Raw genomic sequence first — 25,253 nt, 5'->3', positions numbered from 1 at the left:
GACCATGAACTCAAGCATCACCACGCATGTGAGAGACGCGTTCATGCTCAGTCCTGCTTACGACTTCATCTTCGTTCCAGTCGGCACTCTTGTGGCCTGGCTGGCAATAAGCACCGTCAGCTTAAACGAACCTGAGCTTCGGTGGGCGATCTATACCGGCCTGCTAACCATCTCCGGGCTCTCCATGGCCTCAGTTACATTCGCACGGTCGACTCTCTACGGCGCGAAGAGCGATGTGATGGGAAGCCTTCGAGATACCTTCCGGGAGCCGCTCCGGAAAAACTGGCGCAGCATCATTCGAGACACCTTCGCTGTATCGGTGACAGGGCTTGCATGCTTCTGGATTGATGCAGCAAACTCCACACTCGCCATCCTCGTAGCTGGCGCATCTCTCGGACTCCTCATTGCTCGCGTGTCCCGTGCTCTTCAGTGGATGGACTATTCCCAACGGATAGAAGTAGTCGCCGCGAACGATCGGGTTACTCGCGCTCCCTCGCGGCCTTCGCCGCAACCGTGACTGCACCGCCCATCAATTCGACTCCTAACTACATTCGAACTAGTGTCCGAATGTATGAGCGTGTTTCCACACCCGTGGAAGGCGTTGCGCGAGCTCGACACTGTTGCCGTCTCGTGGCGTGATGACCTTCCCCCTCCCGTCCATGCTGTCACCAACGGCCGGAACATCATCTGGATGGCCAAGAACCTCCTGCAGGTCGAACGACGGTGCGCCCTACAGCACGAACTAATCCATATCGAGCACGGCCACACCTGCCGCCAGAACTCCCGAATCGAGGCGCAGGTGCGACAGATCACCGCAGAGCGACTGATCCCCGCCCGGCTCCTGTTTCGGGCGTGGAAGGCCGCGCTGAGCGTCGAGGAGTGGGCCGAGAGCCTATGGGTGACGCCGGCAGTCCTCGCCGACCGACTCGACCACCTATCCCCCGACGAACAACACACAGCAGAACAACTCAAGGCGAGCGCCAGGGAGCGCGGCGCCGACTAACCGCATCCTCGTGGTGCGTGGAAGGGCTGACCATGGCGACGATCACTCCGTACGAGACCAGAGCTGGTCGACGGTACCGGGTTCGGTACCGGAAGCCGGACGGGAAGCAGACGGATAAGCGTGGGTTCACGACGAAGCGTGATGCGCAGATGTTCCTCAACTCGGTGGAGGTCGATAAGTCGCAAGGGACGTACATCGATCCGACTGCAGGGCGGACGCGGGTGCGGGATCTGTGGCCGATCTATGAGGCCGGGGTGCATGGGTTGAAGCCGACGACTTTGTACAGCAAGGAGATCGCGTGGCGGCTCCGGGTGCAGCCGGCATTCGGTGAGCGTGAGGTGTCGTCGATTCGTCCGTCTGAGGTGATGACGTGGGTGTCGGGGATGATCGGTGAGGGTTCGTCGCGGGAGACGATCGCGGCGGCCACGACTGTGCTGCGGGGGATCTTCGATATCGCGGTGGCTGATCGGTTGGTGCCGGCGTCGCCGATGGGTGCGGTGCGGTTGCCGAAGAAGCGGCGGAAGCGGAAGGTGTATCTGACTCACCAGGATGTGAAGCGGTTGGCGGAGGCGTCGAAGTACCCGGAGTTCGTGTACACCCTGGCGTATTGCGGTCTGCGGTGGGGCGAGGCCGCCGGCTTGAAGGTGGGTGACGTCGATGTGAAGCGGCGCCGGCTGCACCTGCGGGACAACGTCACCGAGGTGGGTGGCAAGTCGTGGCAGGAGGGAACGTTGAAGAACCACGAGGCACGGTCGGTGGCGATCCCACCGTTCCTGATGACCATGTACCGTCCGATGCTGTTGCGGCCGGAGGGCGACCGCATGTTCGTAACGGAGACGGGGAACGTGATGCTGAACTCGAGGTCGACGAAGTCGTGGAAGTCGCAGAACAAGTCTGAGGGTTGGTTTACGCGGGCGAAGAAGGCTGCGGGGCTTGAGATCACTCCGCACGATTTGCGGCACACTGCGGCGTCGTTGTCGGTGTCGTCTGGGGCGAATGTGAAGGTGGTGCAGCGAATGCTGGGGCACAAGTCGGCGGGGATGACGTTGGATACCTATGCCGAGCTGTGGGATGACGACCTGGATACTGTGGCCACGAGTCTGGACCGGGCGAGGTCCGAAGCGATTTGAAGTGTGGGCAAAGTGTGGGCACGCCGCCATGTCTGGGGATAGAAGAAGCCCCGCGTTCCGCTAGTTCTAGCGGTTCGCGGGGCTTTCCCGAGTGGAGCCCCCTGTCAGACTCGAACTGACGACCTTCGCTTTACAAGAGCGGTGCTCTACCAACTGAGCTAAGGAGGCGAGGTGCGCACCGAGCGTGCGCGCCTACACGATAGTAGTCCATGGCCGGGTCCGGCCACAAAATCGCAGCCGACGAGTCCGGCAGGTCACCGTCACCGAGGCGGCCCCGACCTCACCGTAGGCAATCCCCGTCCGATAGGCACCTCCCGTCCTGCGGGGACGACGAAGGCCGGGCCCCACCTCGGCGGGGTCCGGCCTTCACTCGTGCACTGCCGGGTCGAGCGCCGCCCCGGACGATGTCCGGTCCAGCCTCGGACAGGAACCGATCAGGTCCTCAGGGACTCAGCCCTTGAACTCTCCGGTGGCCTTGAGGATCTCGGTGGCGAGAGCCTGCGAGTCGCTGGTCTTGTCGGTCTGCTTGCCGTTGATGAGCACCCACGGGGTGGCTTCGACACCGTCGTCCAGAGCGGTCTGGCTCGACTGTTCGACGAACTTGTCGAAGGTGCGGTCCGTGACGCAGGATTTCACGGTCTGCTCGGGATCGGCCTTGAGTTTCTTCGAGGTGTCGACGCCGGCGTCCTCGGCCACCTTGAGCAGCTCCTCGTCGGTGCGGCCCTCGCTGCCTTCCTCCGGCTGCTGAGCGTAGAGAGCGTCGAACAGGTCCATGGCGACCTCGGGCTGGCTGTCGACGACACAGGCGGCGAGGTTGGCTGCGCGGGTGGAGTACTCGTTGCCGCTTGACATGCGGTCGAGGAACGACACCGGCTTGTAGTTGACGACGATCGAACCCTCGTTGGCGAGCTTGCGCAGCATGCTCGCATTGCCTTCCTCGAAGGCCTTGCACCCGGGGCACTGGAAGTCGAGGTAGACGGTGACCGTGGCGGCGCCTTTCTTCGCACCCTCCTCGGTCGGAGCCGGCAGATCCGATTCCTCGCCTTCCGGCATCTTCAGCGGCTGCACGAGCGTGTTGTCCTTGCCCACGGTGATCCCGTCGGAGACATAGTTCGCGGGGCTGACAGCGGGTTTGCTCTGCTGGAATACGAGCACACCGACCACGGCGAGCACGGCGACGACGACCACTGCGATCCCGGTGTACAGGATCGTCTTCGCGGTCTTCTCCTTCTTCGCCTGATTCGCCGCGATCTGGCGGGCGTTCTCGCGTGCGCGGTTCCGCTTGTCGTCCGCGGAGTTGTTCTTCGCCATTGTTCCTCACGTTGGATCGTCTGACATCGGTGCGGCCTGAGGCCCGAACGGTGCGGGACGGCTTCCGCGACCCGACGGCACCACTGTACCGAAACAGGTGCTGCGCCGACTCCCAGAAACATTCAAGCTTCAACTACAACGTTCAACTACCTCGGGCTCTTCCGGCACTCAGTTCGGATCGAATCGCCCGATCGCACAGTTGAACAGGCGCCCAGGCGCCCAGGCGCCCAGGCGAACTCCCTCATTCCCGCCCGCCACATTCCCGCCCGCGTCGAACCGACCGGCCCGCGCCGGATCAAGCAGTCAGTCCGACCTGCTCACACCGGTCCGGGCAGATAGTCGAAGGGGTTGATCGTCAGCGGCCACCACGACATGGCCGCCCCCGACTGGATGACCATGACGGCGAGGATGACGAGCATCGCGATCACGGCCAAGGCAATGAGCCGGCCGAGCTGATTCCGAGTGGCTCCAGAGACGAGAAGACGTGAGCCGAAGCGCAGACTCGAGGCTCCCGGCCCGACCCACAGCACCAGCGAACCCGCGGCGCCGGCCGCCCACACCGACCATTGTTCGGATGACCCGCTGGGCACGATCCCGGCGATGTCGAGCCGGGTGAGCACGAGCGCGGCGGCGGCCGCGATCGCCGGCAGGATGAGCGAGGCCACCGACGTCAGGATCGAGGCCAGCACGGCCCCCGGCGCCGAGGCGAGCGCCCGGAAGAATCCGCCCGAATCCGTTCCGCGGTCGAACCGGTACCGCTGGACCTTCCGGTCCAGGCGTGTGCCGGTGCGAGCGAGCACCGACCAGATCAGGGCGACGACGCTGATGACCAGCGGGCCGAGTGGCATGACGGCGACAGCTAGGGTGATGAGTCCGAAGACGACCCAGCCGCCCGACTGCACACGCCGGTATCCCATCGGCGCCCACGGCTGACCGCCGGGCTGCATCTGCTGACCGCCGGGCCCCATGTGCTGGCCACTGGGACCGGACTGTTCGCCCCACTGTCCTTGGGCAACCTGGCCGTGCTGTCCGCCGGGACCGTTCGGTCCGACGAGGTTCTGTCCGCCGGGACCGTTCGGTCCGACGAGGTTCTGTCCGCCGGGACCGTTCGGTCCGACGAGGTTCTGTCCGTGGCCGGGTTGGACGAAGCCGGAACGCCCGAGGTCAGCCCCGGCCATCGGGGAGCCCGGACCCGCTTGGATGCCGCCGTTGGGGTTGCTGATCGGCGGTGCGGTCGCCTGCTGCGGCGGCTGCCGGTGCATCTGCCCGGGACCGTAGCCCGGTCCCTGGTTGGGCCCGAAACCATGACCGGACCCGGCATGATTGGTCGGTCGGCTGGATCCGGGGTACTGCGGCTGCCCGCTGCCGGAAGGGCCGGCTCCCGGGTACCCCGTGCCCGCAAAGTCTCCCCGCTGACCACCCTGACCAGCAGAGCCGCCGTACGCGGCCGCGACCCCAGCGGCCCCGGCACCACCAAGACCGGCACTACCGTGTCCTGAACCACCGCGACCGCCACCGTCGTCGACGGCAGGCATGACCGCGGTCCCGCTCGATGTCCGCTGCGGACCACCCGAGCCGGCCCCTCCGCTGGGACCGGAACCGAGCTGCGGCATCCGCCCGGACTCGATGTCGACCAGAGCGTCGAGGATCATCTGCCCCGACGGACGACGTTCGGGTTTCGGGTCGAGGCAGGCGGAGATGAGCGGAGCGAAGTTCTTCGGCGCCCCGTCGAGGTCGAATTTGCCCATGGCCACGCGACCGAGCACGGCTTCCAACGGTCCGGAGCCATAGGGGTTGCGGCCGGTGGCGGCGAACGCCATGGTCGCGGCCCATCCCCACCAGTCGGTCTTCTCACTCGAGGCCTTGCCGTCGGCGATCTCCGGGGAGAGATAGCCGGGGGTGCCCATGACCAGCCCGGTGGCGGTCACGCGCACTTCGTCGGCGACCTGGGCGATGCCGAAGTCGATGACCATCGGCTCACCGTCCATGATCATCACGTTGGCGGGTTTGAGGTCGCGGTGGATGACGCCGGCATCGTGGACGGCGTTGAGCGCGTCGAGGAGGGCGTGGCCGAAGTGGACGAGCTCATCCTCGGCGAAGGGGCCGTTGTCGCGGACGTCGTCGGACAGGGTCTGCCCGTCGACGAACTCGGTGATGATGAATGGCTGCGCGGAATCGAGCTCGGCGTCGAGCACCTCGGCGATGCGGGGGTGACGGATGCGTCGCAGAGTCCTGGTCTCCCGGGCCAGACGCTTGCGCGCGGTCTCGTCATTGGCGATATGCGGGTGGAGGACCTTGACCGCGACCGGGTTGTTTCCGCCGTCGACACCGAGGTAGACGACGCCCATGCCGCCCGAGCCGAGCTCCTCGATGAGGCGGTAGCCCCCCAATTCCTGATCCATCACCTGGCCAAGCCTAGTCGAGCGGGTACAGTTCATTCCAAGGACCGACACAGGAGGAGGCGCAGATGAGCACCGTCGACTCTGCCGAGCCCAGCACCGAGATCCCCTACGGCGACAGCGATTTCGTCGTCGTGGCAAACCGCCTGCCCGTCGACCGCGATCCCGACGACGTGAATCGCGGATGGCGCACCTCACCTGGGGGTTTGGTCACTGCGGTGGCTCCCGTGATGAAGGCTCAGGAGGGTGCCTGGATCGGGTGGACGGGTGTCGCCGACGAGGACTTCGAACCCTTCACCATCGATGGCATGCACCTGACCCCGGTGACCCTGACAAGTGAGGATGTCCTCAGGTACTACGAAGGGTTTTCCAACGCCACACTGTGGCCGCTCTATCACGATGTCATCGTCCCTCCCGAGTACCACCGCACCTGGTGGGATGCGTATGTGCGGGTCAATGAGCGCTTCGCGGCCAAGGTCGCCGAGGTGGCTGCGCAGTCCGCGACCGTGTGGGTTCACGATTATCAGCTCCAGTTGGTTCCGCAGATGGTCCGACGTCTGCGCCCTGACCTCGCGATCGGGTTCTTCAACCACATTCCCTTTCCGCCTTACGAGCTCTTCGCTCAGCTGCCGTGGCGCGACGAGATCCTCCGCGGCCTCCTCGGCGCCGACCTCATCGGGTTCCAACGGCCGGCGGACGCAGCGAACTTCCGCCGTGCCGTCCGCGGGCGTCTGGGATATGCGACGAAGGGATCGACCGTTTCGGTCCCGCCGGGTGACTTCCTCCCGGCCCACCTCGTCCGCGCCGAGTCGTTCCCGATCTCGATCGACACGCCTTATCTCGAGGAGCTCGCCCGCGATCCGAAGATCCTCGAGCGGGCGAAGCAGATCCGCGAGGAGGTCGGCAATCCGCGGGTGGTTATGCTCGGCGTCGATCGGATGGACTATACGAAGGGCATCCGCCACCGGCTCAAGGCGTTCGGGGAGCTGCTCGCCGAGGGCCGACTCGATGTCGAGGATGTCGTGCTCATTCAGATCGCGACACCGTCGCGGGAACGCCTCGAGCAGTACAAGATCATCCGCCACGACGTCGAACTGGCCGTCGGTCGGATCAACGGTGAGCAGGTCGATGTCGGTTCGATTCCCGTGCGCTACCTCCACCATTCCTATCCGCGCGACGAGATGACAGCGTTCTTCCTCGCCGCCGATGTCATGCTTGTGACCGCTCTGCGGGACGGAATGAACCTCGTTGCCAAGGAATATGTGGCGTGTCGAAGGCGGGACGACGGAGCCCTCGTGCTCTCCGAATTCACCGGGGCTGCCGAACAGCTCAAGGGCGCGGTGATGGTCAATCCCCACGACATCGCCGACCTCAAGGCGGGCATCCTCGAAGCCGTGCAGATGGACGAGAGGACCCGCACACGTCGGATGAAGCAGATGCGCAAGCGGGTCGCCACGGACACCGTGAGCCGGTGGTCGAAGAACTTCCTCGCCGAGCTCGAGCACATCAAGGACAATCCCGAGTCAATCGTCCCGGAACGGCCCGTGGTGCAGAAGAACCGCACCGCACCGCCGCCGGATGTGCCGGCGGCCCCGTCAGATCGCGCCGACAGACCCGATGATGCCGAGTGGACAGACGATATCTCCACCGCTCGCTAGGAGAAGAACAGTGACATCGAAGCCGACCGTGCTCGGTCCTGCCCCCTCCGCCCCCGCCGAGGTGGCCCTGCGTGACCTCGCCACCGCCGATTCGCTGCTGCTGGCCTTGGATTTCGATGGGGTGCTCGCACCTCTTCAGGACGATCCGGCGACGTCCCGGATGCTCCCCGAATCGGCCTCGGCCATCGCGGCGCTTGCCGAGCTGCCGCGCACTCGGGTGGCACTGGTGTCCGGACGCGATATCGCGACCCTGCGACGTCTGTCCGAGGTACCGGACTCGGCATGGCTGATCGGTTCGCACGGCGCGGAGGCCGAGCTCGGCACCGACGCTGATCGCGAACCCGACACCGCAATGGGCCGGTCACCCGAGCTCACTCCGGCCGAGGCGAAGATGCTCGCCGCCATCGAGGCACACCTCGACGCGTTCGAACACGCTCTTCCGGGCGCCGATGAACGCCCCGGTGCGGCCGCGGCGACGACAGGTGCGGGCGCGGCCACGACGGGTTCGGCCGCAACGATGGGCGCGGACGACTCAGGCAGCGCCGACGGACCCTCGGATTTCCTCATCGAGCGCAAACCCTATTCGCGGACGGTGCACACTCGCGGACTCGCCCCCGAAGCCGCTGCCGCCCTCCATGAACACGCCACCGAGGTAGCCGAGGAGTTCCCGGACATCCGTGTCATCGAGGGCCACGACATCACCGAACTCGCCGTCAAGCAGGCGACGAAAGGCGATGCCATCCGGCTGCTCGCCCGCGCCGGCGAACCGACGGCGATGGGCTACATCGGCGACGATGTCACCGATGAGGACGCCTTCGCGGCACTCGACGAACTCACGGACTCCCGCGCTCTGAACGCTGGTCTCACCGTCAAGGTCGGGTCCGCCCCGACTCGCGCTTCATGGCGGATCGCCGATCCTGCGGCCGTGGCCGAACTGCTCGGCCGCCTCGTTGCCGAACGCACGGAATTCCTCCGCACCGTCCGCGGCTGAGGTCGAGCCGCCTCGCCGGTCGGATCCACGTCACGGCAGGACCGCCTCGGCGAGGATGATTGTGATCGAAACCCGAGATCAGCGGCGCTGCGGGGGCACGGCGCTGGCCCGGAGGACGAGATCCGGGTCGACCGTGTAGTCGACGTGCACCCGCGCCTCTCCGGCGGCGATCATCGCGCGGATCTCGTCGATCGCCGACTGCGCCACGGTCGCCCAGTCGTAGACGACCTGGGAAAGGGGCGGCTGGACGACATCGGCGTCGGGGACGTCGCCGACCGTGAGCAGGGACAGGTCCCTGGGAACGTCGAGTCGCAGCCGCTGGGCGGCCTCGAGCATGCCGAAGGACAAGGACGGGGCGCAGGCGATGACGGCGGTGCACCGCAGGTCGAGCAGCTCCTCGGCGGCAGCGACTCCGGCCATGGCTCCGCCGGCAGCCTCGACGACGGGGGCCTGATCACGGGTGGCTGGAATGTGGAGGATCCCTGCCATCGATCTGCGGAATCCGGCGATGCGGGCCGGGGCAGCCGAATCGCGCAGCACGGCGAGCCCTATGCGTTTGTGGCCGAGGTGGACGAGGTGGGCCACGGCGGTTTCGATACCGCCGGTCGCGTCGAGGTAGATGCGCGAGATCCCGTCGTCGTGGCGGGCATTCGAAATGCGGATGAGCGGCAGCCCGCGTTCGGCGAGCATCCCTGCGAGCACGCCGGCGGCACCGCCGCCGACGACGATGGCTCCGGAGATCGTGGGCCCGCCGTGTTCGCTGCCGAGGATCGTCTCGAGCAGGGCCTCATTGCGTTCGGCGATGGCCTCGATGTGGACGACGGCGATGCCGAGTCCGAACATCCGGTTCGTCAGGATCTCCGCAAGCCGCGAATACGGGTCCACGTTGCCCGCTGACACCGCGGGTTTGATGAGCGCGATGAGCGACGAGGCGGATCCGGTACCGGACCCAGCACCTGATCCGTCCCGTGTGCCGGATTCGGCGTACGGGTTCTGCCCGGCAGCGCCGAGGATCGCCAAGGCCTGCCGCACCTTCGCCAACGAGGCGGCCGACACCGATTCGGGATCGCGCAGAGCTCGTGAGGCGGTGGCTTTCGAAACCCCGGCAGTGCCGGCGATCTCGGCGAGACGGACGTGCCGGTGCTCGGGCAGGTGTTCGCTCATTGGCGAGCCGCCGTCGTCGAGGTTCGGGCGACGAGTCGAGGACGGAACACCGGAGGCACCGAAGGCAGACCCGTCGTCGAGATCCGCAGGGTCTGCAGCGTCGCATCGATGAGGGCATTCGACAGCCCCTCGACGTCGAGACCGAGCACCGTGGCCGGCGGGCCCGTGAACTTCATCGTCGGGGAATCGCCGAATCCGACGACCGACATGTCCCGCGGCACCTGCAGATGCCGATTCCGCAGCCCGTGGAGAGCACCGTGCAGCTGCAGCGCGGACTGGACGATCACCGCTGTGCAGGTCGCATCCTTGAGTTCGAGCACCGCACGCGATCCGCCGGAGAACGACTTCGGCACCCGTGAGATCCAGTCCTCGAGGTTGAGCCCGAGGTTTCTGGCCGGATGTTCGGCGAGGAATCGGCGGATGAGCTGAACGGCCAGTTCACCGCTGTCGTTGCAGATCAGCCCGATGCGCCGGTGTCCGATCGCCCGCAGATGCTCGAAGGCCGTGGTCATCCCACCGCCGAGGTCGAGGCGCGCGGCGATGACCTCCGTACCGGCTTCGGAGACCTCCTCGGTGGTGGACTGTTCGGCGACGCGGATGCAGGGGATCTCCGTATTCAGACTCGTCATCGTCGTGGTCACCAGGGCCACTGCGCCCGCGTCGATTGCGGTCTGCAGCGGTTCCGGGTCAGTTTCGACGAGCGGTCGGGTCACGAGGAGATCATGATCCTGCAGGGCCTTGGCCACGCGAGTGCAGACCTGGACCTGCCAATGTTCGGGATTGCCGGGAGCGCTGACGGCCACGAGCCGCCTCGGCGCATCATGGAGCAGGGTCGAGCGCGAATAGCCGAGCTCGCCCATCGCCTCCAGCACCTTCGCCCGTGTCGACTCGGCGACGGCACCGCGGCGACCGAGCACCCGGGAGACCGTGGCCAGAGAGACTCCGGCCTTGGCGGCGACCTCGTCCAACGTGACCTTCATACGAATCAGTCTACTTTCGCGCCGCGGTATGGGTCGGCGCATCCGGCGGGCTGGACGCCGCGGTATGCGTCGGCGCACAGCCATCGTGCGGAGAATCACTCTACGCTTTGTCGAATTCACAGAGTACCCCAACCATCCACCCCTTAGGATGAGAGTGACTGAGCATCCCTGCCGGGTCACCGACGACCAGCTGCTCACGGAGTTATTCGGAAGTTATAGGAGGACTTATGTCAACGGTGTCGTTGAATGGCCTCAGTCATGTCTACGAGAACACGACGTCCGAATCCGTCCGCCCGTTCAATCTCTTCGTCGATGACGGAGAGTTCCTCGTCCTCTACGGACCCAGCGGGTCGGGCAAGTCGACGATCCTGCGGATGCTGCACGGACTGGAGACCCCGAAGTCCGGCACGATCCTCATCGACGGCGCGGATATCACCCACGCCGCCGTCAACGACCGCGATGTCACCCTGGCGTTGGAGAGCTACGCGCTCTACCCGCATATGAGCGTGCGCGACAATCTCGGTTTTGCACTGCGCGTCGACGGCCTGCCCGCCGACGAGATCACCGAACGCGTCGAATCCGTGATGGACAAGATCGGGCTGAGCGACATCCTCGATTCGGTTCCCGGCGACCTCACCCAGCTGCAGCGCCAGACCGTGGCCCTGGCGCGTGCTGTGGTGCGCCGACCCAAGGTGCTCATCATGGACGAGCCCGTGGTCAATCTCGTCCCCGAGCAGCAGGCTGAGACCCTAGCGCTCATCAAACAGCTGCAGCAGGAGTTCGGGCTGACGACGATCTACGCCACTTCCGATCTCGAGGATGCGAAGGTCCTCGGCGACCGGATCGCCTTCCTCGATCGCGGACGGCTCATCGGTGTGGAGACACCCGACCTCGCCGAGGCGCTCGTGGCCTCGGTCTCCGACACGGACTCCTGAGCCGTGTCGGGAACCCTGCCCCCGCCGGACCCGTCAGCACAGGCCTCACCGTCGGCGACGACGCCGAATAGCGCACCCGCATCTGTCGGCGGCGCGGCATCGGTCGGCGCGGCCGTTCCCGCGCCGGAGATCCACACTGTTCGGAACGCCGGTCATGCGGCCCTGGCCGAACTCCCCTGGCACCTCCCCCTGGCCGAATGGCCGGAGAAGCTCCTCGGCGGCCTGCCCCGCGGAATCTCCCGCCACGTCGTGCGCTATGTCGAGATCGGAGACGAAGTCCTCGCGATCAAGGAGACCGACGACGCGCAGGCCACGCGTGAGTTCGACATCCTCGGCGCGCTCGGCAACCTCGACGTCCCCCTCGTCGAAGCCCGCGCCGTCGTCGGAGGCCGCAGGACCGCATCGGGCCAGGCACTCAAGGGCGCTCTCATCACCGCCTATCTCGAATTCTCGCTGCCCTACCGTGCACTGTTCTCCCGGGACCTGGCCGAGGACACCGGCGGCCGCCTCGTCGACGCTCTGGCCGTGCTGCTCGTCCGCCTCCACCTCGTCGGCTTCTACTGGGGAGACGTGTCCCTGTCGAACACGCTCTTCCGCCGCGACGCCGATGCCTACGCCGCCTATGTCGTCGACGCCGAGACCGGCGAGCTGCACGACCAGCTCTCCGACGGACAGCGGAACATGGACCTGCGGATCGCGCGGATGAACATCGCCGGGGACTTCCTCGATCTGCAGGCCGCGGGACTCGTCGCCCCCGAGACCGATCCGCTGGCGGCCGGTGAACGGCTCTGCGAGTCGTACAACGCACTGTGGGCGGAGCTGACCCGGGTCGAGGAATTCAGCGTCAGCGAACGCTGGCGCATCGACGAACGCATCCGCCGCCTCAACGACCTGGGCTTCGACCTCGGGGAGCTGACCGTGACGACCGATATCGACGGCATCAGCCTGCTTGTGTCCCCGAAGGTCGTCGAACCCAACCACCACTCACGGCGTCTGCTGCGCCTGACCGGGATCGGCGCGAACGAGAACCAGGCCCGAGCAATGCTCAACGACCTCGATTCCTTCCGTTCGGCTCCCGAGATCGCCGAATTCGACGAACTCGACGAGTCCCAAGCCGCCCGTCGCTGGCTCGACGAGGTGTACAAACCTCTCATCCAGGCGATCCCGGAGAACCTCACCCGCAAGCTCGAACCCGGGCAGATCTTCTACGAATTCGCCGAACACCGCCGCACCATGGCGCGCGCCCGCCAGCGCGACATCCCCACGATGGAGGCCATCGCCTACTTCATCGTCGACTACCTGGCGAACCTCCCCGACGAGATCCGCTACGTCGACAGCAAGAAATTCTGACACCCTCCCCGAGGCGGTCCTGACCTCAGCCGATGTTCCACAAGGTGAAACGGGGACGGCGGGGCCGCCTCGGCGGGCATACCTTTGAAGTCCACGGAGCGACACCGGTGTCGCTCCGGAACCGAACCCCGCCCGGAAGGATTCCCGATGTCGACGAACGAGCCGATGCCCACGAACGAGAACAACCCGTCGATCCCATCCCTGTTCGACCTCAGCGGCCGCAGGGCCGTCGTCGTCGGGGCCGGCTCCGGACTGGGACAGGCCAGCGCGATCGGGCTCGCCGATGCGGGGGCGCACGTCGTCGTCGCCGACCTCAACCTCACCGGCGCCGAGGAGACCGCCGCCCTCATCGCCGCTCGCGGCAGCGGGTCAGCTGCCCACTCCACGGCGCAGGGTACGGCGTCGGACGGATCGGCCGCGCCGGGAACGGACGGGGCGGCCACGGCCGCTGCCGTCGATATCACGGACACGGCCTCCGTCGATGCCCTCGTGGACGCCTGGGCCGATGCCGAGATCCTCGTCATCACACCGGGGGCGAACGTGCGCAAACGCCTCGTCGACACCACCGATGACGAGTTCGACCGGGTCATCGACATCAACCTCAAGGGCACGTATCGGCTGATGCGCGGGTTCGGCCGTGAGATGGGTGAGCGCGGTCGCGGGTCAATCGTCACCTATGCATCTTTCCGGGCGCTGGCCATCGAACCCGGCCAGGGAATCTATGCGGCGGCGAAAGCCGGTGTCGTCCAGCTGACGAAGACGATGGCCAGCGAGCTCGGAGGCAAGGGCGTGCGCGTCAATGCGATCCTGCCCGGCCCGTTCGACACTCCCCTGACGCAGCAGATCAAGGCCGACGGCAAGTGGTGGGACGCGTATGCGGACAAGACCGCCCTGGGCCGCTGGGGTCGCCTGCACGAGATCGCCGGTCCCGTCCTGTTCCTCGCTTCGGACGCCTCGAGCTATGTCACCGGGCACTCCCAGCTCGTCGACGGCGGCTGGATGGCCCAGGACGGCCGGTTCACCCCCGACGTGTGAGCACGGGGGCCTCCGGGCGGTCGGTTGCAGCGGCTCGTCGTCCCTGACATCGCAGCCCGTGGCGGCGGATCTCCGCCGTCGCCGTGTGAGATCCGCGACGCTGCGGGGCGGAGTGACCAGTGACCACGCGGGGACCCGGCGAGACAATATTCATGATTATGCAAGAATATTCAGATGACCGTTTCGCACACTCCGCCCACCCCTCCGGCGCACACTCCCACAGGAGTGCTGCGGCAGCTGGGGCGACGCAAGTCGATCAGCGCCATGACCGCCGAGGCCCACACCGATGCGCAGACCGCGCAGCAGGGTGGGCTGCGGCGGACCTTCGGCGTCTTCCAGCTGACGATGATCAGCGTCGGCGCCACCTTGGGCACGGGAATCCTCGTCATCCTCGGCGAGGCAGTGCCTGTGGCCGGCCCCGCCGTGTGGCTTGCCTTCGTTCTCGCCGGAATCACCGCGCTGCTGTCTGCGGTCAGCTATGCCGAGATGGCCGGAATGGTGCCGGTCTCCGGGTCGAGCTACTCGTATTCCTACGCCACCCTGGGTGAGGGCGTCGCGTGGGTCTGCGGCTGGTGCCTCGTCCTGGAATACGCGGTCTCGGTCGCGGCGGTCGCCGTCGGCGCCGGCGACTACGTCAACGAGACCCTGCGCGTCTTCGGCCTCGAGCTGCCCGCATCGCTGACCACAGGGCCGGGCCTGGCCGAGTATCCGGACGGAGTCATCAACGTCTCGGCCCTCCTCGTCGTGGCCTTGGCAACCGTGCTGCTCATGCGCGGCGCCCGCGAATCCGGTGTCGTCAACACCATTCTCGTGTTCGTCAAGATCGGCATCCTCGTCTTCTTCGCCATCGTCGCTTTCACTGCGTTCAAGGCCGGCAACTTCGCGCCGATGCTGCCGATGGGTGCCGCCGGTGTCACTGCGGCCGCCTCCAGCGTGTTCTTCTCCTATATCGGTTTCGATGCCGCGTCGACGGCCGGTGAGGAAGCGAAGAATCCGCGCCGGGATCTGCCGCGGGCGATCATCTTCTCGATGCTCATCGTCACTTCGATGTACGTCCTCGTCGCCGTCACAGCCATCGGTGCACGGCAGTGGCAGTGGTTCGACGGCGCTCACGCCCCGCTCGTGCAGATCGTCGAGGAGATCACCGGGTCGAATATCGCGGTGCTGATTTTCGCGGTGGCCGCGGTGCTCGCGATCTTCTCCGTCGTCATCACCGTGCTCTACGGTCAGTCGCGGATCCTGCTGACGATGGCCAGGGACGGAATGGTGCCGAAGATCTTCGGCCGCGTCTCTCAGCGCACCGGCACTCCCCTGGTCGGCACTCTCATCGTCGGTGGCCTTGTGGCCATCACGGCGGCGTTCATTCCGCTCGGGGAACTCGCAGACGCCACGAGCATCGGCACCCTGTTCGCGTTCTGTCTGGTCAACATCGCCGTTATCTACCTGCGGTTCAAACGCCCCGACCTCGAGCGCTCATTCAAGGTTCCGTTCGGTCCGGTCGTGCCCGCGCTGGGAGCCGTGGCGTGTGCGTTCCTCATGGTCAACCTCGGCGGACGGACATGGATCGTCTTCGGTGCGTGGATGGCCGTCGGCGCCATCGTCTACTTCACCTACAGCCGCCGCCACTCAAGAGTCGGCGCCTTGGACGAGGCAACCTACCGCACCTCCCTCTAATTACTACCTGACGGCGGCCCAGCAACCTCGCGCGAGGTTGCTGGGCCGCCGTCAGGTAGTAAGAGGGGTCAGGAGCGGCGGGCTCTTGCCACCTCGTAGAGGGACACGGCAGCGGCGATACCGGCATTGAGCGACTCGGTGGTCGCGGCGATCGGGATCGACACGATCTGATCGCACTTCTCCGCGATGAGCCGCGACAGCCCCTTGCCTTCGGAGCCGACGACGATGCACAGCGGGTCGCGGGTGAAGGTCAGTTCGGGCAAGTCGACGTCGCCGTCCATGTCGAGGCCGACGACGAAGACATTCTGTTTCTTCAGCTCGTCGATCGCCCTGGCCAGGTTGACCACCTGTGCCACGCGGATGCGCGATGCGGCACCGGCCGAGGTCTTCCACGCGGCGGCAGTCATCGAGGCGGCTCGACGTTCGGGGATGATCACTCCGTGACCGCCGAAGGCCGCCGTCGACCGAACGATGGCACCGAGGTTGCGCGGATCCGTGATCCCGTCGAGGGCCACGAGCAGCGGCGTCTCGGCGCGTTCAGCCGCGAACTCGAGCAGATCGGAGGGATCGGCGTAGTCGTATGGCGGGACCTGCAGGGCGATGCCCTGATGGATCGCGTCATCGGTGAGCCGGTCGAGGTCGGGCTTGCTCGCTTCGAGCATCGAGATGCCGCGCTGAGTCGCGAGAGTGATGGACTCGCGGACCCGATCGTCGGAGTCGATGCGTCCGGAGACGTACATCGCGGTGGCCGGTACGCCCTCGCGCAGAGCTTCGAGGACCGAATTGCGCCCGGCGACCATATTCGGTCCGAGCTCCTTCTTCTTCCGCTTCGCCTGCGCCGAGGCGTTCGAGGTCTTGCGCTGCTGCGCGGCCTTGTGGGCCTTGTGGTAGACGCGGTCCTCGGCCTTCGGCGTCGGTCCCTTGCCGCGCAGGCCGCGCTTGTTCTTACCGCCCGACCCCTTGGTCGGACCCTTCTTCGAACCGCCGGAGCGGGGATTGGAAGCCATCTGATTCCTTCAAATACGTTGGGGCCGCGAGCTCGTGCCCGTGGCCGAAAATCGTCGCCCTCAGCCCTCGCCGAGGTGGTAGCGGTATCCGTCGGCCGTGTCCTCGATGACGACGCCGGCCGCGGCCAGTTCGTCCCGCAGGGCATCCGCGGTGGCGAAGTCCTTCTCCGCCTTCGCCTCTGCCCGTCGTTCGGCCATGACGGCCACGAGGGAGTCGAGCGCCGACTCCGCCTTGGCATCGGCCGCCGAACCGACCCAGACCGCAGCGCTGGGATTGACACCGAGGATGTCGAGCATGAGCTCCACCTCGGCGACGATCCGCGCCAGGCGCGCCCGGTCGCTGCCGGAGTCGAGGAGCTTCGCCCCTTCGCTCACAGAGGCGAAGACCACGGACAAGGCACGAGGCACACCGAGGTCGTCGTCGAGAGCGGCGGCGAATTCGGAGGGCACGTCGACGCTGCGTGAAGCGTAGGCGTCGCTGACGTCCGGCAGCGCCGGCGCGTCCGCGCCGAGCGCCTGGCGGGCGCGCTGGAGGAAGTTCTGCAGCCGCTCGAGCGAGGCCGCGGAGCGTTCCATCGCCTCGCTCGAGAAGTCGAGGATCGACCGGTAGCTGGCACCGGTGAGGAAGTAGCGCACGGCCAGCGGGCTGAACGTGTCGAAGAGGTCGGAGGCGAAGACCGAGTTGCCGAGGGACTTCGACATCTTGTCCCCGCCCACGTTGAGCAGGCCGGAATGCATCCAGATGTTCGCGAACTGGTCCCCGGCGGCACGAGACTGCGCCAGCTCGTTCTCATGGTGCGGGAAGCGCAGGTCGAGTCCGCCGCCGTGGATGTCGAAGTTCGACCCCAGGTACTTCGTCGACATGGCCGAGCACTCGATGTGCCAGCCCGGTCGGCCCCGACCCCACGGTGAGGGCCACGAGGCGGTGATCGGCTCGGAGTCCTTGTGCGCCTTCCACAGCGCGAAGTCCCGGGCGTCCTTCTTCCCGCGCAGCTCAGCGCCCTCGGACAGTTCCATGTCGTCGAGCCTCTGGTTCGTCAGTGCCCCGTAGTCGCTCCACGAGGCGGCGTCGAAGTAGACATCGGCGCTGCCGTCGAGCGCGGGGTAGGCATGACCGGCCTCGATGAGGCGGGAGATGAGTTCGATCATCTCCGTGATGTGCCCGGTTGCGCGCGGTTCGCTGCTCGGCGGCAGAACATCGAGCGCGTCGTAGGCTGCAGTGAAGGCGCGTTCGTACTTGTACGCGTGAGCGAACCACTCCCGCCCCTCTTCGACGGACTTCGACAGGATCTTGTCGTCGATGTCCGTGACGTTGCGGATCATGGTCACCCGGTAGCCGCTGTAGAGCAGCCAGCGGCGCAGGGTGTCGAACACCGAGGCCGACCGCAGGTGGCCGATGTGCGGCTCGCCCTGCACCGTGGCGCCACAGACGTAGATACCGACCTGACCGTCGTTGACGGGGCGCAGTTCTTCGGTCGTGCGGCTGGCGGTGTTATAGAGCGAGATAGTCACGCCCCAAGTCTACCGGGCCGCACGGGCATCCCAGTTTCTCAGGATTCGATACGGGACTGTTATGCGCATCACGTGACGCGTGGCACATTGCACAGAATTTTCACAGTAAAGTGGGGCCATGCAATGAAGACGCAGATGAGAACCATGCTCTCACCGCCGACTTCAATTCCGCCGGACCGTCTCACAGATGAGATAGGCTCCGGCACTCGGCCTCACAGCAGGCAGGCCGGACAAGAAAGGACACCATGTCGACAAAAGCCACACCCCAGAGGGAGGTCTTCGCCACCCGCGGCGCGTTCATCTTCGCTGCCATCGGCTCGGCGGTCGGCCTCGGCAACATCTGGCGCTTCCCGTACATCACCTACGACAACGGCGGCGGCGCCTTCCTCATCCCCTACCTCGTCGCACTCCTGACAGCCGGCATCCCGCTGCTGTTCTTCGACTATGCGATGGGACACCGCTCGCGCGGTTCTGCTCCCTTGGCATTCCGCATGGCCTCGAAGGTGACCGAGCCGATCGGCTGGTTCCAGACCGGCATCGCCTTCGTCATCGGCATCTACTACGCAGCGATCATCGCGTGGGCCGGCTGCTACATGTTCTTCTCACTCAATCAGGCGTGGGGAGACGATGCCGCCGGATTCTTCACCGGCTCCTTCCTCAAGGCCGGCGACCCGGGCGTCTCGTTCGAGTTCGTCCCCGGGGTGCTCATCCCGGTCATCCTCGTCTGGATCGTCACCCTCGGAATCCTGCTGGCCGGTGTGCAGAACGGCATCGCCCGCTTCTCGAAGATCTTCATCCCGCTGCTCGTCATCCTCTTCCTCGCACTCGTCGTCAGGGCGCTGTTCCTGCCCGGTGCGGCCGAGGGCCTCGACGCTCTGTTCACCCCGGATTTCGCAGCGCTGACCGATCCAGGCGTGTGGATCGCGGCCTACGGTCAGATCTTCTTCTCCCTGTCGATCGCCTTCGGCATCATGATCACCTACGCCTCGTACCTGAAGAAGAAGACGAACCTCACCGGTTCGGGCCTCGTCGTCGGCTTCTCGAACTCCGCATTCGAGATCCTCGCCGGCATCGGCGTCTTCGCCGCACTCGGCTTCATGGCAGCCGCCCAGGGCACCGAGGTCTCCGAAGTCGCCGACAGCGGCATCGGTCTGGCCTTCATGGCCTTCCCGACGCTCATCTCCGAAATGCCCGGCGGCGGTATCTTCGGCTTCGTGTTCTTCGCCTGCCTCGTCTTCGCCGGACTCACCTCGCTCATCTCGATCGTGCAGGTGCCCATCCAGGCGATGCGCGAGAAGTTCCGCCTCAGCAACAAGACCTCGACATTGCTCGTCGGCGGGGTCATGGCGGTCATCTCGATCCTCCTGCTGACCACGATCACCGGCCTCTACGTGCTCGACACGATGGATGCCTGGGCCAACAACATCGGCATCGTCGGTGCCGCCGTCGTCGGGCTCATCGCCATCGCCTGGTTCGCCCGCAAGCTGCCCGTGCTGCGTGATCACCTCAACGCGGTTTCGAGCTTCAAGGTGGGCTGGTTCTGGATGATCATCCTCGGCGGAGTCACCACACTGCTGCTGGCCTACATGCTCATCACGCAGATCATCACCTTCTCCACCGAGGGCTATGAGGAGTACCCGACGAGCATCATCGGCGTCTTCGGCTGGGGCATGATCGGCCTGCTCATCGTGTTGGCAATCGTCTTCACGCTCATCAAATGGCCGAAGAAGACGCTCGACGAGGCAGAAGCCGCAATCGCCGACTCCGTCGAACACGAGAAGAAGGGAGCCTGAGATGGGCACTTCAGCAATCATCATGATGGTCATCGCCATGGTCACGGTCTGGGGCGGTCTGACCGCATCGCTGCTCCACCTGCGCAAGCACCCCGATGAGGAAGCGGCCGAATGATCTGTTCGGGGTGAGCCCCACCCCGTGATCACGTCCGGCTGAGTCGGATCCGCAGCGCCGCCTCGGCGACGTGGATCGGCTCCCCCTCACCGAGGCGGCCCGATGCGTCCCAAGCATCGGGCCGCCTTCGTCGTTCCACCCCACCCTGTCCGCGGCCATTGCACCGTCCCACCCCACCCTGTCCGCGGCCATTGCACCGTCCCACCCCACCCTGTCCGCGTCGACCGCATCGTCTCACTCCGGAACCGTCCACTGGTCGCGGACGTCCGGCCTGGTTAGGGTGGGGGTGTGAGCGCACCGTCCAGGGGTGCACTCAGTCCACTTCGGGTGTTCCCCTCCGCGGACACCCACCACCGAAGACATTTAGGAGACGCAATGCCACAGACCGTCAAGGGCGTCATCTCCCGCAGCAAGGGAACCCCGGTCGAACTCACCGACATCGTCATCCCGGACCCGGGACCAGGCGAAGTCGTCGTCGATGTGAAGTCGTGCGGCGTCTGCCACACGGACTTCCACTACCGCGAGGGCGGCATCAGCGACGACTACCCGTTCCTGCTCGGCCACGAATCCGCCGGAGTCGTCTCCGAAGTCGGCGAAGGAGTCACCGAGGTCGCGGTCGGAGATTTCGTCATCCTCAACTGGCGCGCCATCTGCGGCGACTGCCGTGCCTGCAAGCGCGGCGAACCCTGGTACTGCTTCGACACCCACAATGCCTCACAGAAGATGACCCTGCCCAACGGCACCGAACTCGAAGCCGCTCTGGGCATCGGATCCTTCGCCGAGAAGACGCTCGTCGCCGCAGGCCAGTGCACGAAGGTGCCCGAGGCGGACCCGGCCGTCGTGGGACTGCTCGGCTGCGGAATGATGGCCGGAATCGGCGCCGCCATCAACACCGGTGAGGTCACCCGCGGCAAGTCCGTTGCCGTGATCGGCGCCGGCGGTGTCGGCTGCGCGGCGATCGCCGGTTCCGCTCTGGCCGGGGCGAACACGATCATCGCCCTTGACATCGATGAGAAGAAGCTGTCCTGGGCCAGCGACTTCGGTGCCACGCACACCGTCTCGACAAAGGGCATGAGCGAGGACGAGGTCGTCGCCGCGATCCAGGAGCGCACCGGAGGCTTCGGCGCCGATGTCGTCATCGACGCCGTCGGAGTCCCCGCCACCTGGCGGCAGGCCTTCTACGGCCGCGACCTCGCCGGCACCGTCGTGCTCGTCGGCGTGCCGACTCCGGAGATGGAGCTCACGGTTCCGCTGCTCGACGTGTTCGGCCGCGGCGGCAAGCTCAAGTCCTCCTGGTACGGCGACTGCCTGCCCGACCGGGACTTCCCGATGCTCGTCGACCTCTATCAGCAGGGGCGCTTCCCGCTCGAGAAGTTCGTGTCCGAACGTATCGGCATCGGCGATGTCGAATCAGCTTTTGAGAAGATGGCCAAGGGCCAAGTCCTGCGATCGGTGGTGGAACTGTAATGACAGCTATTGAGCATCTCGTCACGTCAGGCACGTTCTCCCTAGACGGGCAGACGCACGACGTCGACAACAACGTGTGGATCATCGGCGATGATTCCGAGGTCATCGTCATCGACCCGGCCCATGATGTCGATGCGATCGCCGAGGCGGTCGGGTCCAGAGACGTCAAGGCCATCCTGCTCACGCACGGTCACGACGATCATGTCGGAGTCGTCCGCGACTTCGCACAGCGGGTGGGCAATCCGACCGTGTACCTCAATCCCGATGACTATGTGCTGTGGGATATGACCTATGAGAACTACCGTCCCGACGGACAGATCGCCCACGGCGACACCTGGACCGTCGGCGGAGTCAGGCTCAAGGCCCTGCACACTCCCGGCCACTCCCCCGGTTCGACGTGCTTCTTCGTCGAGACCGGTCTGCCGGCTCCGGTATCGGCCGGTGCCGGTCGGGCCGTTGGGCCCGTGCTGTTCTCCGGAGACACTCTGTTCAAGGGCGGCCCCGGGGCCACGGGGCGTTCGCATTCGAGCTTCGATACGATCATCGAATCGATCCGGGACGTGCTCTTCCGGCTGCCCGAGGCGACCGTCGTGCTCACCGGGCACGGTGACTCGACGTCGATCGGCGCCGAGAGCCCGGCCCTTGAGGATTGGATCAAGCGCGGCCACTGAGCCGCTGCAGGCCAACGGCCGATCGGCAGCTGATCCGGCTCTGACCGCTCGCCGGCGACGACGCAGATCGCATCGCCGACCGGCCTACGGTCAGTCTCTGACCGACCAGTGCAACTCGCAGACGCGGGTCGCGACCCACAGTGGTCCGCGACCCGCGTCTGCGCTTTCCGACCCTGACGGATAGACTCGTCGGGTGCCTGAATCACAGTCTTCGCAGCCCGCCGAGTCAGCGTCCGCCTCGGCCTCCGGCTCTTCTGATACCTCGTCCAACGGCCTCAAGGTGGGGATGAAACCTCGCCACCTGGTGATGATGAGCCTCGGCTCGGCGATCGGCGCCGGTCTCTTCGTCGGCTCCGGTGCCGGGGTGCAGGCGGCTGGTCCCGCCGTGCTCATCTCCTACGTCGTCGCGGGTCTCATCGTCATCTTCGTCATGCGGGCGTTGGGCGAACTCGTCGCCGCCGACCCGAATCCGGGCGCGTTCTCGCACTATGCGGGCAAGGCCATGGGCCCGGCCGCGGCCTTCGCCGTCGGTGCTCTGTGGTGGGTTCAGCTGTGCCTCGTCGTCGCCGCCGAGGCCACCGCCGCCGCGCAGATCGCCGCCTCCTATATTCCGGCCGTCCCACAGTGGGTCATCGCCTTGGCGATCATGCTCGTCTTCACTGCCATCAACCTCACCACTTCGGGCAGCTTCGGTGAGTTCGAGTTCTGGTTCTCGCTCATCAAGGTCGCCTTCGTCGTCCTCTTCGTCGTCCTCGGTGCCGCATACCTGTTCGGATGGACCCCGGCCGAACCGCCCGCTCAGATCTTCGCCGACGGGTTCATGCCCACCGGCATCTCCGGCATCGCCGCCGGACTGCTCGTCGTCGCGTTCGCCTTCGGCGGCATCGAGATCGTGGCGGTCGCCGCGGCCGAGACCGCGAACCCCGAACGCAGCGTCTCCCAGGCGATCAAGACGATCGTGTGGCGCATCCTGTTCCTCTACATCGGGTCCGTGACGATCATCGTCCTCGTCCTGCCGTGGACGGACGACCGCCTGGCCGAATCCCCGTTCGTGGCCGTTCTCGAGACCGCCGGACTGCCGTTCATCGCCTCGCTGCTGGCCGCGGTCATCGTCATCGCGCTGCTGTCGTCGATGAACGCGAACATCTACGGAGCGTCCCGGATGTCGTTCTCGATGTCGCAGCGGTCGATGCTGCCGCGCGGGCTCGGCCGCACCAATCGCCGCGGTGTGCCAGTGGCGGCGGTGCTGGCCACCTCGGCGTTCGGCTTCGTCGCCGTCGCACTCAACTATTTCTGGGCCGCCGAAGTCCTCGGGGTCCTGCTCAATATCGTCGGCTCCACGCTCATCGTCACCTGGGTCGCGACCCTCGTATCGCAGATCGTTCTGCGTCGTCGCGCCGAGGCGGCCGGTCAGTCCCTGCCGCTGCGCATGTGGGGCTACCCGTGGCTGTCGTATGTCACTCTGGCCGGCATCGCCGTGATCATCGGGCTCGGCCTCACCGTCGAATCCGTGCGCTTCCAGATCGTCGGCACGCTCATCTTCGTCGTCGCGCTCTACCTCGTCGGTCTCGTCGTCACGAAGCGCCATCCCAACGCGAAGGTCTGAGTCCGGCGCTCACCGCCACCGAGGCGGCTGTCGGCTTCCGTGCCCGGACCGCGGCAGTCCTCGCGGCCGGATCGCGGCGATCGCCCGCGGCCGGATCGAGGTAGTCCCCCGCGGCAGGATCGCGGCCGGATCGCGGCGATCCCTCGCGGCCGGTGTTCGGCCGCAGCCTTCGTACAATGCGGACACCTGAAACCGTCGAGCCTCAATCGTCACGTGCGTCCAATGCGGCAATGAGCTCGCGCAGGGCGTGGGCCGAATCTGCCGATTCCGCCCAGCCGGCGAGCATGTCCCGGGTCTGGCCCACGTGCCGGGCAAAGTGCCTGCCCGCATAGTTCGGCACGTCGATCGGCACGATCCTCTCCAGTGCTTCGAGCACGACGTGCGCGGCGGTGCCGAGAACGGGAACCGGCACCCCGAGGCGGTTCCGCACGGCTTCGGTCGCGGCCTTTGCGGGGCGATCAAGGTGCGATTTCAGTTCGGCCCAACTGCCTTTGCGGATGCTGAGTTCGGCGACGAAGGGAATGAACACCGTGGGCGGCAGAAGCACGGCCTCCATCGGCACCGGCAGTACGAGTCGACCCAGCCTGCTGACAAGCGCACGCACCGCGGTCGACGGTCCTGCGACGAAGAACCGGGGCGCACCTGCAGGTACCCAGAACGTCACTTCATGCCCGGGTTCGGCCCTTCTGCCGACCACTCCGTCGAGACCGCCAGTTGTGAGCACACCTCCGTCGGCCTCCCCGGCACGGTTGCCCTCTGTACGCACACCTCCGTCGCCCTCCCCGGCACGGTTGCCCTCTGTACGCACACCTCCGTCGCCCTCCCCGGCACGGTTGCCCTCAGCGCGCACAACCTCAGCCGGAGCGCCTGGGTCCAGTCGCTCGGACAGGAACGCGGGTCCGAATATGACTGCTTGAGTGCCGGGGAAGACTGCTTGTGCTCGATCGAGGTCTCCCTCGACCTGGCTCGTCGTCGCAATGAACGCGGGCGAGATGTCCCGAATCGCCGAGATCACCTCTGCGTCGAGTTCATCCGGCCGAGTCGTGAGCACGATGAGGTCCCAGCTCCCATCAGCGGCGGCAGCAGCCCAGTCTGTGATCGTCACCCGTCGAGTCGCAGCCACGCGAGTCACCGCCCAACCATTGCCCGCGCTCGCTCGACTGCCTTCAGCTCCCCCGTTTTCTCCCCCGGTTTCTCCCCCTGTCGCTCCCCTGTTGCTGCCTCCGGCTCGCCCGCTTCTTTCCCTGCAGCTGCCGTGTCCGACTCCCACCTGGCCCGAATACGTCGGGTCGAAGGTGCTCACGCGCTGCGGAAAGGCCGTCCGCCCATTGGGACCAGCCGTGCGGGAGACGACGGCGACCTCATGGGCATCGATGAAGAGCGCGGCAGCGGCGATGCCGATGGCTCCGGCTCCTTGGAAGAGGACTCTCACTGATTGTTCCTTCCTCGACG

At 66.2% G+C, this 25,253-nt stretch carries 21 protein-coding genes and 1 tRNA gene; 14 read left to right on the top strand and 8 right to left on the bottom strand.

Annotated features, from left to right (window positions below; all coding sequences use genetic code 11):
- Positions 1-4 precede the first annotated feature (4 nt).
- From HK353_RS00590 to HK353_RS00580, 3 genes are read left to right on the top strand one after another with little or no spacing between them, the layout of a single operon-like run.
- Entirely contained in the window at positions 5-517 is a 513-nt protein-coding gene (locus tag HK353_RS00590) for a hypothetical protein (protein ID WP_173151278.1), read from the top strand.
- Positions 518-571: 54 nt separating this feature from the next.
- Entirely contained in the window at positions 572-1,003 is a 432-nt protein-coding gene (locus HK353_RS00585; protein ID WP_173151276.1) for an ImmA/IrrE family metallo-endopeptidase, read from the top strand.
- The gene (locus tag HK353_RS00580) at positions 895-2,133 is read left to right on the top strand and encodes a tyrosine-type recombinase/integrase (protein ID WP_342589766.1); all 1,239 of its coding nucleotides are present in this window, start codon (positions 895-897) and stop codon (positions 2,131-2,133) included. The genes HK353_RS00585 and HK353_RS00580 overlap by 109 nt, the downstream gene beginning before the upstream one ends.
- Positions 2,134-2,225: 92 nt before the next feature.
- On the opposite strand, the gene HK353_RS00575 is transcribed toward HK353_RS00580, so the two are convergent.
- The 3 genes from HK353_RS00575 to HK353_RS00565 form a co-directional block, all read right to left on the bottom strand.
- Positions 2,226-2,301 (bottom strand) — tRNA-Thr (locus tag HK353_RS00575).
- A 282-nt stretch (positions 2,302-2,583) separates the two neighbouring features.
- Positions 2,584-3,444 carry a DsbA family protein gene (locus HK353_RS00570; protein WP_173151265.1) on the bottom strand — a complete coding sequence of 287 codons (861 nt, stop codon included), beginning with the start codon at positions 3,442-3,444 and terminating at the stop codon, positions 2,584-2,586.
- A 317-nt stretch (positions 3,445-3,761) separates the two neighbouring features.
- Entirely contained in the window at positions 3,762-5,846 is a 2,085-nt protein-coding gene (locus HK353_RS00565) for a serine/threonine protein kinase (RefSeq protein ID WP_173151262.1), read from the bottom strand.
- Between the two features lie 65 nt (positions 5,847-5,911).
- Here HK353_RS00565 and HK353_RS00560 point away from each other — a divergent pair, with 65 nt between their 5' ends.
- Together HK353_RS00560 and HK353_RS00555 are read left to right on the top strand one after the other, a co-directional pair.
- Positions 5,912-7,501, top strand: coding sequence for an alpha,alpha-trehalose-phosphate synthase (UDP-forming) (locus tag HK353_RS00560; protein WP_173151260.1), 1,590 nt, complete (start codon positions 5,912-5,914; stop codon positions 7,499-7,501).
- A gap of 10 nt (positions 7,502-7,511) precedes the next feature.
- Positions 7,512-8,492 (top strand): trehalose-phosphatase, encoded by a 981-nt coding sequence (locus tag HK353_RS00555; protein WP_173151258.1) that lies wholly within the window; start codon positions 7,512-7,514, stop codon positions 8,490-8,492.
- A 78-nt stretch (positions 8,493-8,570) separates the two neighbouring features.
- On the opposite strand, the gene HK353_RS00550 is transcribed toward HK353_RS00555, so the two are convergent.
- Together HK353_RS00550 and HK353_RS00545 are read right to left on the bottom strand one after the other, a co-directional pair.
- On the bottom strand, positions 8,571-9,656 hold the full coding sequence (locus HK353_RS00550; protein ID WP_173151256.1) for a substrate-binding domain-containing protein: 1,086 nt from the start codon (positions 9,654-9,656) through the stop codon (positions 8,571-8,573).
- On the bottom strand, positions 9,653-10,636 hold the full coding sequence (locus tag HK353_RS00545; protein ID WP_173151253.1) for a LacI family DNA-binding transcriptional regulator: 984 nt from the start codon (positions 10,634-10,636) through the stop codon (positions 9,653-9,655). The genes HK353_RS00550 and HK353_RS00545 overlap by 4 nt, the downstream gene beginning before the upstream one ends.
- Positions 10,637-10,863: 227 nt before the next feature.
- Here HK353_RS00545 and HK353_RS00540 point away from each other — a divergent pair, with 227 nt between their 5' ends.
- The 4 genes from HK353_RS00540 (at position 10,864) to HK353_RS00525 (ending at position 15,630) form a co-directional block, all read left to right on the top strand.
- Positions 10,864-11,571, top strand: coding sequence for an ABC transporter ATP-binding protein (locus HK353_RS00540; RefSeq protein WP_245395697.1), 708 nt, complete (start codon positions 10,864-10,866; stop codon positions 11,569-11,571).
- Between the two features lie 3 nt (positions 11,572-11,574).
- Positions 11,575-12,921 (top strand): DUF4032 domain-containing protein, encoded by a 1,347-nt coding sequence (locus HK353_RS00535; protein WP_342589765.1) that lies wholly within the window; start codon positions 11,575-11,577, stop codon positions 12,919-12,921.
- 147 nt (positions 12,922-13,068) lie between these two features.
- Positions 13,069-13,956, top strand: coding sequence for an SDR family NAD(P)-dependent oxidoreductase (locus HK353_RS00530; RefSeq protein WP_245395696.1), 888 nt, complete (start codon positions 13,069-13,071; stop codon positions 13,954-13,956).
- Between the two features lie 174 nt (positions 13,957-14,130).
- Positions 14,131-15,630, top strand: a complete 1,500-nt coding sequence (locus HK353_RS00525; protein ID WP_173151251.1) for an amino acid permease — start codon at positions 14,131-14,133, stop codon at positions 15,628-15,630.
- A 68-nt stretch (positions 15,631-15,698) separates the two neighbouring features.
- Here the strand turns inward: HK353_RS00525 and rlmB are convergent, their stop codons facing one another.
- Entirely contained in the window at positions 15,699-16,637 is a 939-nt protein-coding gene (gene rlmB / locus HK353_RS00520; RefSeq protein WP_173151248.1) for a 23S rRNA (guanosine(2251)-2'-O)-methyltransferase RlmB, read from the bottom strand.
- 60 nt (positions 16,638-16,697) lie between these two features.
- Entirely contained in the window at positions 16,698-18,149 is a 1,452-nt protein-coding gene (gene cysS / locus HK353_RS00515) for a cysteine--tRNA ligase (RefSeq protein ID WP_173151246.1), read from the bottom strand.
- A gap of 245 nt (positions 18,150-18,394) precedes the next feature.
- On the opposite strand from cysS, the gene HK353_RS00510 reads away from it, so the two are divergent.
- From HK353_RS00510 to HK353_RS00490, 5 genes are all read left to right on the top strand, one after another.
- On the top strand, positions 18,395-19,942 hold the full coding sequence (locus tag HK353_RS00510) for a sodium-dependent transporter (RefSeq protein ID WP_173151244.1): 1,548 nt from the start codon (positions 18,395-18,397) through the stop codon (positions 19,940-19,942).
- 1 nt (position 19,943) lies between these two features.
- On the top strand, positions 19,944-20,057 hold the full coding sequence (locus HK353_RS00505; protein ID WP_173151241.1) for a methionine/alanine import family NSS transporter small subunit: 114 nt from the start codon (positions 19,944-19,946) through the stop codon (positions 20,055-20,057).
- A 375-nt stretch (positions 20,058-20,432) separates the two neighbouring features.
- Positions 20,433-21,524 (top strand): S-(hydroxymethyl)mycothiol dehydrogenase, encoded by a 1,092-nt coding sequence (locus HK353_RS00500; RefSeq protein WP_173151239.1) that lies wholly within the window; start codon positions 20,433-20,435, stop codon positions 21,522-21,524.
- Positions 21,524-22,195 (top strand): MBL fold metallo-hydrolase, encoded by a 672-nt coding sequence (locus HK353_RS00495; protein ID WP_173151237.1) that lies wholly within the window; start codon positions 21,524-21,526, stop codon positions 22,193-22,195. Before HK353_RS00500 ends, HK353_RS00495 begins: the two co-directional genes overlap by 1 nt.
- Positions 22,196-22,388: 193 nt before the next feature.
- On the top strand, positions 22,389-23,801 hold the full coding sequence (locus HK353_RS00490) for an amino acid permease (protein WP_342589764.1): 1,413 nt from the start codon (positions 22,389-22,391) through the stop codon (positions 23,799-23,801).
- Positions 23,802-24,003: 202 nt separating this feature from the next.
- Here the strand turns inward: HK353_RS00490 and HK353_RS00485 are convergent, their stop codons facing one another.
- A complete protein-coding gene (locus HK353_RS00485) occupies positions 24,004-25,233 on the bottom strand; it encodes a hypothetical protein (RefSeq protein ID WP_173151235.1) in 1,230 nt (409 codons plus the stop codon).
- Positions 25,234-25,253 lie beyond the last annotated feature (20 nt).

Source organism: Brevibacterium permense, assembly GCF_013280495.1.
GTDB lineage: Bacteria > Actinomycetota > Actinomycetes > Actinomycetales > Brevibacteriaceae > Brevibacterium > Brevibacterium permense.
Note: the sequence above shows the minus strand (reverse complement) of the source record. Positions and strands in the feature narration are given on the sequence as shown.